This window comes from Flavobacterium sp. P1_E4, assembly GCF_056405915.1.
Map to the genome: position 1 here is coordinate 180,749 of NZ_JBFUBE010000003.1, position 14,068 is coordinate 194,816.

16 protein-coding genes are annotated in these 14,068 nt (G+C 32.4%); 1 reads left to right on the forward strand and 15 read right to left on the reverse strand.

What is annotated here, in order from left to right; translation table 11 throughout:
* Nucleotides 1–2: 2 nt before the first annotated feature.
* Together AC1DY0_RS04455 and AC1DY0_RS04460 are read right to left on the reverse strand one after the other, a co-directional pair.
* Nucleotides 3–1,247, reverse strand: a complete 1,245-nt coding sequence (locus tag AC1DY0_RS04455; protein WP_477187462.1) for an ABC transporter permease — start codon at nt 1,245–1,247, stop codon at nt 3–5.
* Nucleotides 1,240–1,941, reverse strand: a complete 702-nt coding sequence (locus AC1DY0_RS04460; RefSeq protein ID WP_477187463.1) for an ABC transporter ATP-binding protein — start codon at nt 1,939–1,941, stop codon at nt 1,240–1,242. The genes AC1DY0_RS04455 and AC1DY0_RS04460 overlap by 8 nt, the downstream gene beginning before the upstream one ends.
* Nucleotides 1,942–2,234: 293 nt before the next feature.
* Between AC1DY0_RS04460 and AC1DY0_RS04465 the strand changes: the two genes are divergently transcribed.
* Nucleotides 2,235–3,617, forward strand: a complete 1,383-nt coding sequence (locus AC1DY0_RS04465; RefSeq protein WP_477187464.1) for a DUF4403 family protein — start codon at nt 2,235–2,237, stop codon at nt 3,615–3,617.
* 148 nt (nt 3,618–3,765) lie between these two features.
* Here the strand turns inward: AC1DY0_RS04465 and AC1DY0_RS04470 are convergent, their stop codons facing one another.
* The 13 genes from AC1DY0_RS04470 to gcvH form a co-directional block, all read right to left on the reverse strand.
* The gene (locus AC1DY0_RS04470; RefSeq protein WP_477187465.1) at nt 3,766–4,029 is read right to left on the reverse strand and encodes a hypothetical protein; all 264 of its coding nucleotides are present in this window, start codon (nt 4,027–4,029) and stop codon (nt 3,766–3,768) included.
* Nucleotides 4,022–4,603, reverse strand: coding sequence for a DUF420 domain-containing protein (locus AC1DY0_RS04475; RefSeq protein WP_477187466.1), 582 nt, complete (start codon nt 4,601–4,603; stop codon nt 4,022–4,024). The genes AC1DY0_RS04470 and AC1DY0_RS04475 overlap by 8 nt, the downstream gene beginning before the upstream one ends.
* A 2-nt stretch (nt 4,604–4,605) precedes the next feature.
* Nucleotides 4,606–5,292 carry an SCO family protein gene (locus AC1DY0_RS04480; protein WP_477187467.1) on the reverse strand — a complete coding sequence of 229 codons (687 nt, stop codon included), beginning with the start codon at nt 5,290–5,292 and terminating at the stop codon, nt 4,606–4,608.
* Nucleotides 5,293–5,295: 3 nt separating this feature from the next.
* On the reverse strand, nt 5,296–5,937 hold the full coding sequence (locus AC1DY0_RS04485) for a hypothetical protein (RefSeq protein ID WP_477187468.1): 642 nt from the start codon (nt 5,935–5,937) through the stop codon (nt 5,296–5,298).
* A gap of 83 nt (nt 5,938–6,020) precedes the next feature.
* Nucleotides 6,021–6,371: a cytochrome C oxidase subunit IV family protein gene (locus tag AC1DY0_RS04490; protein ID WP_477187469.1), complete on the reverse strand. Its 351-nt coding sequence runs from the start codon at nt 6,369–6,371 to the stop codon at nt 6,021–6,023.
* A 16-nt stretch (nt 6,372–6,387) separates the two neighbouring features.
* Nucleotides 6,388–7,362, reverse strand: a complete 975-nt coding sequence (locus AC1DY0_RS04495; RefSeq protein ID WP_477187470.1) for a cytochrome c oxidase subunit 3 — start codon at nt 7,360–7,362, stop codon at nt 6,388–6,390.
* Nucleotides 7,363–7,404: 42 nt separating this feature from the next.
* Nucleotides 7,405–7,992, reverse strand: coding sequence for a cytochrome c oxidase subunit 3 (locus AC1DY0_RS04500; RefSeq protein ID WP_477187471.1), 588 nt, complete (start codon nt 7,990–7,992; stop codon nt 7,405–7,407).
* A 2-nt stretch (nt 7,993–7,994) separates the two neighbouring features.
* Nucleotides 7,995–8,909: a heme o synthase gene (cyoE, locus tag AC1DY0_RS04505; RefSeq protein ID WP_477187608.1), complete on the reverse strand. Its 915-nt coding sequence runs from the start codon at nt 8,907–8,909 to the stop codon at nt 7,995–7,997.
* 200 nt (nt 8,910–9,109) lie between these two features.
* Nucleotides 9,110–10,195: a glycoside hydrolase family 18 protein gene (locus AC1DY0_RS04510; protein ID WP_477187472.1), complete on the reverse strand. Its 1,086-nt coding sequence runs from the start codon at nt 10,193–10,195 to the stop codon at nt 9,110–9,112.
* 49 nt (nt 10,196–10,244) lie between these two features.
* A complete protein-coding gene (locus AC1DY0_RS04515; RefSeq protein WP_477187473.1) occupies nt 10,245–12,359 on the reverse strand; it encodes a gliding motility protein RemB in 2,115 nt (704 codons plus the stop codon).
* A 17-nt stretch (nt 12,360–12,376) separates the two neighbouring features.
* On the reverse strand, nt 12,377–13,120 hold the full coding sequence (gene deoC / locus AC1DY0_RS04520) for a deoxyribose-phosphate aldolase (RefSeq protein ID WP_477187474.1): 744 nt from the start codon (nt 13,118–13,120) through the stop codon (nt 12,377–12,379).
* A 101-nt stretch (nt 13,121–13,221) separates the two neighbouring features.
* Nucleotides 13,222–13,614 (reverse strand): VanZ family protein, encoded by a 393-nt coding sequence (locus AC1DY0_RS04525; protein ID WP_477187475.1) that lies wholly within the window; start codon nt 13,612–13,614, stop codon nt 13,222–13,224.
* On the reverse strand, nt 13,607–13,987 hold the full coding sequence (gene gcvH, locus AC1DY0_RS04530; protein WP_477187476.1) for a glycine cleavage system protein GcvH: 381 nt from the start codon (nt 13,985–13,987) through the stop codon (nt 13,607–13,609). Before gcvH ends, AC1DY0_RS04525 begins: the two co-directional genes overlap by 8 nt.
* Between the last annotated feature and the right edge of the window lie 81 nt (nt 13,988–14,068).

The window sequence follows — 14,068 nt, forward strand, 5'->3', positions numbered from 1 at the left end:
AATTATTCGTCTCTAAGTGCTACAATAGGTCTAATTTTGGCCGCTCGATAAGCTGGTATAAATCCAGCCAAAGCTCCTGCCACTACCAAAACAATTAAGGTTGACATCGCTACCGTAAAATCTACTTGTGGGTTCACAAAATATTCACTCTGCGCATGGGGTCCAATTAATTCCAAAAGGGCCAATCCAGTCAATAATCCGATAAAACCAGAAATAGTGGTAATAAAGATAGATTCATGCAAAATCATTATAATAATTGAAATCGGAGAAGCCCCAAGCGCTTTTCGAATACCTATTTCCTTGGTTCTTTCTTTTACAATAATCATCATAATATTACTAACTCCAACAACCCCGGCAATAATAGTACAGATTCCAACCCACCAAAAAAACAATCGAATATAAAGGTTCAAATCATAAAACTTCTTGGCTTCAACAGTTGAGTTATGAATCCCAATACCACTTTCGTCATCGGGAGCAACTCCATTTTTACTTTTTAATATTGTCCCCAAATCTGTAGTGAATTTGGCTGCTTCTGCCAAAGCTTCCTCATAAGTATCTTTCTTATTTAGAGTATAAGCCATATAACCAACTTTATCTCCTAGCCCAAAGACCCTTTGTGCAGTGGTTAATGGTAAAAACACCCTGCTTTCTTCTCTCTCTCCTCCAGGATCAGTAAAAACACCAACTACTTTAAAATTGATATTATTCACCGTTATTTGTTCTCCAATAGGATTTTTTCCTTTGAATAAATCTAAATTAACTTTTTGACCAATGACAGCCACTTTTTCGTTGTGAGTCAAATCATTTGGACTGATATATCTCCCCTGAATAACAGCTACGTTTTCAATTGCCAAACAATCGGGGTTAACACCACGATACTGATAATTCCCAGATTCTTTACCATATACTACACTTATTCCCCATGCAGTATATGTAGATCCTTTTTTGTCTAATTTATCCCCAAATTTTTGAACCGAAATATCATAGTCGCTATTTCTAAATTGTATTTGCCTTCCCGGATTTAATCCTTTGTAGGCTTTTGTAGTTGCACCTGACCAAACTTCAATTACACCAGCAGCATCACGTTCAAATGATTTTTCAATTCCGTTTTGCAAACCTTTTCCAACCCCAAGCAAAATCACCAAAATAAAGATACCCGAAGCCACAGAAACTCCCGTGAGAAAGGTTCTCAGCTTATTTTTGGCAATTGCCTCAAATATTTCCTGCCAGCGTTCAATATTAAACATAAGAAGAAGCTCTAACTTGTTCTACCATTTTATCATCAATGATTAATCCATCTTTCAAGACTACATTTCTTTTGCACATAGCGGCAATATCAGGTTCGTGTGTCACTATCAAAATAGTCTTACCTTCATCATTGATCCCTTGAATTAATTCCATCACTTCATAGGAAGTCAATGTATCCAAAGCCCCAGTAGGCTCATCCGCCAATAACACTTTTGGGTTGGAAGCCAAAGCTCTTGCAATGGCCACACGTTGTTTTTGTCCTCCTGAAAGCTCATTTGGTAAATGGTGTGAATGAGAAGCCAGTCCTACTTTCTCAAGGTATTTCATTGCGATCTCATTACGTTCTTTCCTCTTTAATCCTTGATAATACAAAGGCAAAGCCACATTATCTAATGCACTTTTGTAATTAATCAAATTGAAAGATTGAAAAACAAAACCAAGAAATTGGTTTCGGTATTTTGAAGCAAGAGTTTCATTTAATTTTTTAATTGGCACATTGTCCAAAGTATAAAGTCCTGAATCGGCTTCATCAAGAATTCCTAAAATATTAAGTAAAGTAGACTTTCCTGATCCTGATGATCCCATAATGGCTACCAATTCCCCTTCTTTTATATTGAAATTAATTCCTTTTAGCACATGCAATTCGGAATGTCCCATTTTGTATGATTTGTGTAAGTCTTTAATTTCAATCATGATTTCTTTTATTTTAAAGCAATAGTTTTTATGTTATAAAAATAGCAATTAGAAAAAAGAATTTTAAAATTACTATTTTAATTTACAGGCTTTCTAATTATTTTTTAATCACCCATATATAATTCGCACATCATCAATTAGTGTTTTCAACCAATTTTTCCTTATGCACATTTTATAAGACTTATATCTCACTAAAATGTTACACCCTTAACCAAAAAATATATTTGTTTTGTTAAATTTGCACTCAAAACACCAAACAAATGCTAAAATCTCTTTCGATTATAATAATTTTCATGACTATATTAACGCTAACTACAAGTTGTTCATCAACTTCCCAAAAAATAGAAGCATTAAAACCCGAACCTGACGATGCAGTACCACTGACTTATACGAATACACCTTCTTATATAAATTTACCCGTTAGCATTAAACTAAAAGATATTGAGAACCAGACCAACACCTTATTGAATGGTTTGATATATGAAGACAATAATATTGAAGACGACAATATTGAAATAAAAGTCTGGAAACAAGCTCCAATAAGTATTACCAATGACCATGGAAAAGAAGGTGAAAAAATAAAAACCGTATTACCTTTAAAAGTTTGGGTCAAATATAGAATTGGAACAAAAACTATGGGTGTTGATTTATACAAAACACAAGAGTTCAATCTGAATGGAATAGTCACTTTGTTGAGCAGCGTAAGTTTAAACAATTGGAAATTAAGTTCAAAAACAAATTTAAAATCATTAGACTGGGTTGAAAGTCCAACAATGACAGTCTTTGGAAAAAATATGCCTGTAACGTATCTCATCAATCCTGCAGTAAGTCTTTTTAAATCAAAAATTGAAAAAAGCATTGATACCGCCATTGAAGACTCCATGGATTTCAAACCGAATGTAATGGATGCTTTATCCAAAATATGTACCCCTTTTGAAATGAGTGAAACTTATAAAAGCTGGCTCAGAATTGTTCCAATAGAAGCATATTCAACCAATGCTAAACTAAAAAACGATTCCTTTTTACTCAACATGGGCATGAAATGTAATATGGAAACTTCAATTGGAAAAAAGCCTGAATCAAAATTTGAAGCGAACAAAATTGCACTAAAAGCCGTTGAAAAAATTCCAGAACAAATCTCTGCGAATATAGCTGCTGTTTCCACCTATCAAGACGCTTCTAAATTAATGACAACCAATTTTGTTGGGCAAGAATTTGGATCAGGAAGCAAAAAAGTAAAAGTGCAAAACGTTGCAATTTGGCACAAAGACGGAAAATTGGTAATTGCTCTAGATCTTTTAGGATCAGTTAACGGGACTATTTATTTGAATGGAATTCCGCAATATAATGATACAACCAAAGAAATCTATTTTGATAAATTGGATTATGTATTAGACACCAAAAGCAAATTGATGCGTACAGCAAACTGGCTAGCTCAAGGAATTATTTTGAAAAAAATAGAGGAAAGTTGTCGTTATTCTATCAAACAAAATTTGGATGATGCTAAACAAAGCATGATGGGTTATTTAAAAAACTATTCTCCTATGCCTGGCGTTTTTATTAACGGAAAAATGGAAGACATACAATTTCAAAAAATAGAATTAACCAACCAAGCAATGATTGCTTTTATAAAAGTAAATGGAACCATAAATGTTGCTATCGACGGACTCAAGTAATCAGTTTACGGTATTCAGCAAAAAAGTAATGATTGGTTGTTTTTTTTTACTGATTACTACATAATAATAAAAAAACAGTTTCTAAAAATATTTTTAGAAACTGTTTTTTTTTATGCCATTGCAAATGAATTTTGCAATTGATATTGACCTATTGTTTCTTCTTTTTCATTCGATAGACATAATAACCAAGTGCTCCAACAAGCACATAAGGAATCACCATAAGATAAACGATTCCATCATTTACAGCAGCGGCTTTGGCTTTATTCTCATCACCGGACAAAGCAGCCCGACACATTGCACATTGCGCATACGAAGAAAAAGAAAAGAATAAAGAACATAAAATATAGAAATATACTTTTAATCCAATTCTTCTTTTTACTATTTCCTCTTTTCTATTTACTTTACTAAACATAATAAGGCGAAATCATTAGATATACAATTACTCCAGTAACGGCTACATAAAGCCAAATCGGAAAAGTGATTTTGGCAATTTTTTTATGTTTATCAAATTTACTGGCTAGGGCTTTCACATAAGTAACCAAGACAAGTGGAATAACTGCAATCGATAAAATAATATGTGATATTAATATAAAAAAATAAACTAATCTTAAACTTCCAAGATTCCCTTTTTCGATTAAATCTAACACTCCATCATGATTTATATCTCCAAACTTTGTAGAGTCCGAAGTCATATGATACGCTACATACATTACAAGAAATGTGACAGATAAACAAATAGCCGTAGTCATCAATCTTTCATGAAGAGCTCTATTTCCGTTTTTAATAGACACAACTGCCAATACCAAAACCATAGCTGTAAGTCCGTTTATAGCAGCGTAGATTGGTGGTAAAAAGGATAATGGAGCAACATCATATCCAAAATCTTTTAACTTAACTCCAAAAAGAATCGCAACCACTACCGGAATTACGATTGAAACAACAATTATAAACTTATTAAATTTTTGATCTATTGTATTTTCTTTCATTTTTATTCTTTTAATAATATATTGATATCCTGCTGAATATCTCTAATTCCTTTTTTCTCCAAACCGTCATAATATAAAATTGGATTGCCGTAATCATCTTTTCTACATCTGATATTTCCGTTTTTATCAATTAAAGCAAAAAGCCCAGAATGTTCAAAACCTCCTTGTACTTTATTGTTTTCACCAACATAGATATTAAATCCTTTATTAGACAAATTGTAGATATAATCTTTGTCTCCAGTCAAAAAATTCCAGTTGGATGATTTCACCCCTAATATTTTAGCATGCTCTTTTAAAACTGCTGCAGTATCATGTAAAGGATCTATTGTTATCGAAACAATTCCAAAATTAGGATTCCCAAAAAAATCATTTTGAAGCGTCACCATATTAGCATTCATTTTAGGGCAAATAGAAGGACATGTTGCAAAGAAAAACTCCAAAACATATACTTTCCCTTTATAAAAGTCATTAGAAATTTTCACATTGTCTTGATTGGTTAATTCAAATTTTGGAGCAGGTCCAATTTTAACCAACTTACCATCTATAGCTTTAGAACCACTTACTTTGTCCAAACGATCACCCTGAACTACACTATTATTTTGCATTCTATCTACAATTTTCGGAACAGCATATATTCCAAAAACAAGTATCACAAAAGAAATCCCTATATATGATTTATTTTTAAGCATCTTTTACAATTGTTTTGTTGCGTTATGATTCTTTTTTAAAGCGGCACGATATTCATAAAGAATAACCTTGAAGTCGTCCAACATTTCATTACTTAATTCTGCTGGATGGAATGTACTATACCCTTCTTTATAACCTTTCTTTTCCTTTCTTCCTCTCAAGTTTCTTTCTTTATCAACGATATAAACATCTGGAGTACCCAAATCAGGATTCAAATTCCCTTTTAGTTTTAGCTGACCAAAATATGCCTTAATTTCTTCAGGAGTGGTAAATACAAAATGCCATTGACTTACATCTGTAAAAGCTCCTAAAGCATCAACTACAGCTTTAACATCTTTTTCTGTTCCAAAAGGAGCAACAACAACAAACTGTAAATCTTTAAAATCGTGATAGCGTTGGTAAATTTTTTCATTTAAGTTGAAATAATTACCTCTATTTTTAAGAATTTCAGTACCGGAAAAACCAAGTATTGTAATTTTATTGTCCAAACTTACTTTTTCTCCATTTAAGGTTTTCCATTCCCCAAGATCAGGAATTTTTGGTGTAATAACAGGCAATTTTGTAAAGCTATTAACCCCCGATGCAAAAAATAAATAAGCAACTATAGGCAATATAAACAATACAAAAAGAACAATATTTTTTTTCATTATAACTTTATAAAATTTATTGTATTAAAATAAAAAAAGGCATCCGTCGAGACGGATACCTTTTTCATTGAATTAATATCTTGTTAAAAATTCCATTTAATAGTAGAATTTTTAAAAACCTCAAATACATAGTCTCCCTCTGTCAATAAAATAAAAAGCAAATAACAAACTAAGAATATTAATGGAAAAACAACAGCATTTCTCAATGCTTTTTTTTCTCCTTCCATGTGCATAAATGCCCATACAATGTAATATGCCTTAACTAATGTTAGTATGATAAACAACCAGTTTAACAAGCTCATAGTTAAAAAAGTGTGCATGTATAATGCATCTGGTCTAATGATACCAAAAGCAACCTCAACAGTTGTGATTAAAGATAATAGACCAAAAACAGTCCAAATTCTTTTTGTATTAGAAACATGTGCGTGTGACATAATGATAAATCTAAAATTAAACTAAATAGAAGAATGTGAAAACAAATACCCAAACTAAATCAACAAAGTGCCAGTATAACCCCACTTTCTCAACCATTTCGTAACTTCCTCTTTTCTCGTAAGTACCCATAAGAACATTAAAAAAGATAATGATATTAATTACTATACCTGAGAAAACGTGAAACCCGTGGAAACCTGTAATAAAGAAAAAGAAGTCAGCAAAAAGTTTACTTCCGTATTCATTATGAGTTAGATTGGCTCCTTCAATAACTATCTTAGCTTGATCCAAACGCACTAGAGATTCTTCTCTAGAAAGGACAATTTTTTCTTTTTCTTTGTTTAAAGTCTCAATTCTCACCAAAACATCAGGATGAGATTTGAATCCAGCTTGAACTTCTGCTACTGTATAACTAGGAATAGCTGCTTCATCCATGAACCATTTTCCTTTAGCTCTTGACAATTGCTCTCTTTCAACTGGTAATTTCGCAGCAAAATCTTCCAAGGCAACACGATGACCTTCCTTGTCAACAAACTGTAGCAAGCTACCCCCTGTTGTCTCAACAGCACCATATTCTCCTTTGATAAAATTTTTCCATTCCCATGCTTGAGAACCAACGAAAATTAAACCTCCAATGATTGTTAGAAACATATAAAGGGCTACTTTATCCTTTTTCATTTGATGTCCTGCATCAACAGCCAAAACCATTGTTACAGATGAAAAAATTAAAATAAAAGTCATTAACGCCACATAATACATCGGAGCAGATACACCGTGTAAAAATGGAAAGTGCGTAAACACCTCATCGGCTAATGGCCATGTTTCAATAAATTTAAATCTAGAAAACCCGTAAGCTGCTAAAAATCCAGAGAACGTTAAGGCATCTGATACGATAAAAAACCACATCATTAATTTACCATAACTTGCTCCCATTGGCTCATTGCCGCCTCCCCAAGTTTTTTCACTATTTGCAGTAGTAACTGTCGCTTCCATAAAAGTTATTCGTTAAAAAGTTTCCAAATTTACGTTTTTTTCTTATTTAAAGAAATATAAAAATAAAAATAAATAAACCCACAAGAAGTCGAGAAAGTGCCAATACATTGCACCTAGTTCTATTCCAAGAGTTTGTGTTGAATTATATTTTTGTTTAAAATGATTATAAATAATAATTAATAGCGATATCATACCTCCAGCAAGGTGAATCAAATGAACTACTACTATTACATACAAAAATGTTGTAGTGATGGAACTAGCATTTCCAGTAAAATAATGACCATTTGCAACTATTTGTCCAAATCCAACAAATTGCAATACTACAAATGAAATCCCCAAAGCTAATGTAGCCAAAAGCAATGAAGTTGTCTTACTACGATTATCTTTTTGTATTGCTTTTTTTGCCAAATAAAAAGTAATACTACATCCCAAAATAGCAATTGTACTAAAATAAAAAGCGGATGGTAATTGAAAATCCTTCAACCAATCTGCTCTTGATTGACTCACTACATAAGCACTCGTTAGACCCGCAAACATCATTGTCATGCTCACCATGGCGAACAATAAAATCAATTTATAAGATCTTGCCGTTCTCAATTTATGATCTTCGGCTGTCATTGTCATTTCCATAATTATCTTAAAAATTTATCCAAAATATACACTAATTGTAATAACGTTATATAAGAAACACTTACAAGCATTAATGTCCTTGCTGCTTTTGCTGTTTTTATTTGATACAGACGAACCGCATAAAACAACATCCAAAGGCCAAGACACAACACTAAAATCGATGCAGCTGGTGTAATAAACAAACGTCCTGTGTACCCTAGTGCAGGCAAAAGAGACGCAATCATCAACCAGATTGTATATAATATAATTTGTAAAGAAGTTCCTTTATCTTTCTTACCTGTTGGCAACATAAAAAAACCTGCTTTTTCATAATCTTCATACAAAAACCAACCAATAGCCCAAAAATGAGGAAATTGCCAAAAAAACTGAATAAGAAACAAAGTTCCCGCTTCAATCCCAAACTCCCCTGTAGCCGCAACCCATCCTAACATAAAAGGAATTGCTCCTGGTAAAGCACCCACAAAAACTGACAGCGAAGTTACTGTTTTAAGAGGTGTATAAATACTTGTATATAAGAAAATTGAAATCGCGCTAAACATGGCTGTTTTGGGATTTATCGTATAAAGCAAAGCAACTCCTAAAATAGTAAGCAAACTTGCTACAATCAAAGCCAAACTAGGAGACATTCTTCCAGAGGCAACAGGACGATTCTTTGTTCGATCCATCAAAGCATCCAAATCTTTCTCTATTACTTGATTGTAAGCATTAGAAGCTCCGACCATGCAATATCCTCCAATTGCCAATTTCAACAAAACTAACCAACTAAAAGTGTGTGTGGTATCAAAACCAAGAACATAACCTGCTATTGAAGAAAAAACAACACTAATAGCCAAACCAGCCTTAGTAATAGCTTTAAAGTCAATGTAAATAGATTTAATCGAGGTGGGATTTGATGTTGTACTCAATGCAGATAAAATTGGTATATTTTTGAAAACTGGTGCAAATATACAAATTAGATTCAAAAACGGTCTATGAAAATCAAAATTGAAAAACTACTTATTTCTTTAGTCGGTTTTTACTGTTTAATTAAGTTCTTCAAAGAAATATTATTACCAAGCAACATTACTATAGAATCAAAACGCCTTTATTATACAGAACCCAAGTAAAGCACAAACGATTACTTAGTTTTTGATTCGTAAATAGCATTCACCATACCATTTCTAGTGGCATCCAAACCAAGTTCCCAAAACATGATACCTCCTAATTTATATTTTATAACATAAGACGTTTTAGCTTTCACAGAGGCAATATCATCACTTGTTGCAAACATTTTCTGTTTCTTATTATACCAATATGGCGCCTTTGCTTTTTTATCCCAAAAATACTTCCACCCTTTTTTCTTACTCAATGAATCATTAAAATTTTTAAAACTCACTCCTTCCACATGTAATCCTGGTTGATACAATCCGTTATTAACGTCCTCAACATTTTTCCATGTTCGAGTATAAAATGCTGCTCCAATAACTAATTTATGAGCTGGAATTCCTAATTTCAACAAATATTTGACTGCTTTATCTGTAGATTCTTCATTATTATTGGCACTAAAAAGAGGTGTATGATGTCCTGTTGTTTTCGAATATCCATTCACTAAGTCATAACTCATTATATTTACACGATCCACAAGAGGCATTACCAATTGCCACTCTATAGACTCGTCTAAATATTTTTGAAATCCTCCTGCTGCAAAACTCAATTCGTTAGAGCTCCCCAATTCAGCTCTTAAAACTTTTACCAACTCCGTGAAATTTTTCTTGTCTGCTGTCTGATATAAGTGTCCCGAAAAACCTTCTATAGTTGGATATTCCCAATCCAAATCCAAACCATCAGTCTTAAAATAGTCATTAACTTCTTTTACTGACTTGGCAAAAACAGTTCTCCCTGCTTCTGTTGAAAAAGTCTTCGAACAGTTTTCGCAACCTCCCCAACCACCTAAGGATAACATTATTTTTAGTTGAGGATATTTGGATTTTAATGAAACTAAATATTTGATTGCAATAGAATCTTTAGCTGTATCTACATTTAATTTCCCGTCTTTAAGATGACAAAAACTATAAATTATATGAGTCAATTTTTCAACTTCAAAATCATTTATCTGCTTCTCATCACCGGTATAATATGCAAGAACCGATAATTTTTTGCTTTTTTGAGCCTGCAAACTTAAGCATGAGATTACTAGAAAGAAAGTCAATATCTTTTTTATCATTTTATTAATTTTAAATTAATTCAAAAAAAACTCTTTCTAAATAAATTTACTAATAATCAAAATACCAATTAAATACATCTGATCTAAAACCAATAGTAAACCAGGTCGTTTGTTCTTTAAAAACTGTCGCAGTATTGGTTGTTGGATCAAAATCGCGATATAAAAAATTCCCAAAAAACTTCAAATTAGTAGCTGGATTTACAAGATAACCCACCTGAACTTCTGAGATAAAAACATTTGTTTTATTCCCTTGTCCTACAGTTACTCCAGTATCATACGGTCTATTAATATCATAGTCCTTATAGATATTTTGTCCATAATTGTAGCTATTATCAGCAGTATCAAAATCGAAACCTCTCTTGCCCCAAGTAAGTTTCGCATTTGAATAAAATCTATCCTTATGATAATAAGCCAACAAAACTAACTCCTGAAAATTACCTCCCCATTGATGACCCAAACTTTGATTGTTATGGGCATAATTTGTAATTGGATCGCTATGTGAGTACACATAAGGACGAACATGATTAAATTCCACTTGCAACTGCAGATTATCCACATGAAATGCATTGAAATATTTCGCGCCTAATTGGTAACCCAATTTATTTTTCCAACTATTTTCTCCACCAAAAATATCACCAGTAGAAAACTCATCAATAAGAAGTTGACCGTATAGATTTACTTGTTTATTCCATTTATATTTATAGCTCAATCCCAAAACAGCATTACCACTTCTGGAAGAAGAAGAAAATTCAACTGCTCTATAAAAAACAATCGGATTAATAAAATTCGCATCAAAACCTCTACCATTACTGTTTGTCCAGACAGCTGATTCAAAAAATCCTAAATTCAATCGATTTGAAACATTCCAACTCAAATAATGGCTCACCATATATTTGGAAGCATACGTTTTATCAACAGTAACATCGGGACGAACATCCTTTAACCACATATAATCAACTGTATATTTAACTTTCCAAAAATTGGCATCAATCTTAAAAAAAGGATAAGGACTCGCTCCATCACTCAAGAACAAGGAACGATAACCATCACCTATAAAATTTTTACCATAACCCAATTGCAAATCCAAAAATTTTGCAGCATTATAGGAAATATTTGCATCGGCCATAGGGAAATCATAAGCATCCGAATTATACGATTTTGCAATACCAATTCCTGGTATAATCGCGGGATTACCCCCAGAAGGTTTTATTGAATTTGCATAATCATTATAATAATCAGCAAAACGCCCTTGACTTTCATAAAAAGTAGTTGTAAAATTCAAATGATTGCCAAGACCTCCTTTAAAATTAAGTGCTCTTGTATTTACAAATGTATAATCTGTTGAACTTGGATTAGAGATCCCCCCCTGAACATTAAATAAAAAATTCAAAGCAAACCAATATCCTTCTCCTTTAATTTCAGCTAAATTTTCATTCCATACTTTTCGTCCCCACCAACTTGACTTATTCTTCTTAAGGCTAGCATTAACTTTTTGAAAATTATAATATTTTTCAACCTCGACATAAGTATATGGCTTTGATGCAGTATGATTATTACTTCCTATCTGATTCATTTCACCATCAAATTGGGCATAGTAACTATGCGAAAAAGGAATATTTAAATGGCTTGAAAATTGAGGATTATCAAAACGTTTATAAACAATACTATCCAACTCTGTCAAACCTGCATTCACGTTGATATTTTCTTTTTTAGCCAAAGCTGCAGTCGCTATTTCTTCAGGAGACAACAAAGGGATATCTATACTTATATTGAACTTTGAATAGGTTGGGTTTCCAGCATAAGTAGGCGGTCCAATTTTAGGAAAACCACTAAAAACCCTTTTGGTTTCAGTAATAAGTTCTTCATTGTTAGAATTCACATATAGCACCTTAAATGCACCAGTAATATCAACTTCAAAAAGCACTTTAACAAGTCCTTTATAATTGCTCTGTTGTAATTTTTCTGGTACTTTGAAATTATGATAAACAAATTGTTGCACTTCATTATAGAAGCAGTTTTTCAAATCATCACCCTGTAAATTTTGACAATTAGAAAAAACAGGAAAACGCTCATCGGAGGATTCCAATTGATTCGAAGTTGGAGTTTGTGCCTTCCCAATCAACGCACTAAAGAAAACAAAAAGAAAGATAAAGTTTTTAATCATTTGAATTTTATATCTAATCAATACTGAGAAGAAGACTCTTCTCCATTTACGATCGCTTTGGCACCAGAAGTCCCAATCCGTTTTACACCAAGCTCAACCATTTGCATAGCTTCGTCATATGTTCTTACTCCACCAGCCGCTTTAACGGGGAGTGGAGATGCATTTTCAAGCATTATTTTAATAGAAGGAACAGTTGCCCCATTAGGTAAATTATTTTCTGTTTTATAAAAACCTGTTGAAGATTTCACAAAAACAGAACTATATGACTCTTCTTTAAAATTAAAAATCACCACATTTTTTATCAACGCAGACAATTGTGCAATTTGTAATTCATTGAGCGCAGCCACTTCAATAATCCATTTTACTGTTTTATTATGGTTCAATCCTAGTTGAGTACCTTTAAGAATCTCTTCTTTAACTAAGTCAATATCACCCGCTTTGAAAGCTTCATAATTGCAAACATAATCCAAATCATCTGCACCATTTTGGATACATTCAATAGCTTCTTCCAATTTTTTATCCAAAGAAGATTTTCCCTCAGGAAAATCTATCACTGTTCCTATCGATACTTTTGACCCTGCCGCAACAATCATTTGCTTTGCAAGTGTAACTCTATCAGGACGGATCATTATCAATTTAAAACCTTCGTCTATGGCTTCTTGAATAAAACCCTTTGCTACAACAATATTCTCACTTTCACTCAAACAAGCTTGAGCATCAGTTTTCAAATAGGTAGAATCCAAATAATCCCTAATGTTCATCTTTAGCATTTAAGAAGTTAAAAACCGTAAAATTACATTATTCGAACGATATGACCTCAATGGTAAATCATACAAAATAAAAAAACCCACCGAAGTGGGTATTATTTATTTAATATTGAATTAAACATATTGTATTTATTACAAATCACAACTATAAAAACAGCTATTAGCGCTCCAATTACATTGGCCACAACATCAAAAATATCTGCACTTCTAGTTGTAGTTACTAATTCCTGCAATATTTCTATCGTTATTCCAAAAATAAATGAAAACACAACAGAATAAACCAAAGGTTTGAATATCGTGTTACTTTGCAACTGTTTACTAAAAAACAAGAACCAAACAAAAGTAAATACTAAATGAAAGAAAGTATGAATACACTTGTCTAGATTTGGAATGTTTATCGTAGGGATTTCATTTGAGTTGACTAAACAAAAATAACTCACAATTCCTGTCCATAGTAATGCAGCTAAAAACAATAAATATTTAGGCACCAATAAGTTCTTTATACGCTTCACTTGAAAGCAACTCTTCAACTTCTGAAGGATTAGAAATTTTTACTTTAATCATCCATCCAGCACCATAAGGATCTGAATTTACACTTTCTGGATTACTTTCTAAAGCATCATTGAATGCAATAATTTCTCCAGACAAAGGAAGAAACAAATCAGATACTGTTTTCACAGCTTCAACCGTTCCAAAAACTTCATCTCTATCTAAAGTTTGATCCAATGTTTCAACTTCAACATATACAATATCTCCTAATTCCTTTTGTGCAAAATGAGTGATTCCCACTGTAGCAACATCTCCTTCAAGACTAACCCATTCGTGATCTTTTGTGTATTTTAAATTTGCTGGTATGCTCATAAAAATGATAATTGATAATTAATACTTATTTTTTGTACAAATGTAACAATCTTATGCACAATTATGGTTTAGATTTTCAAA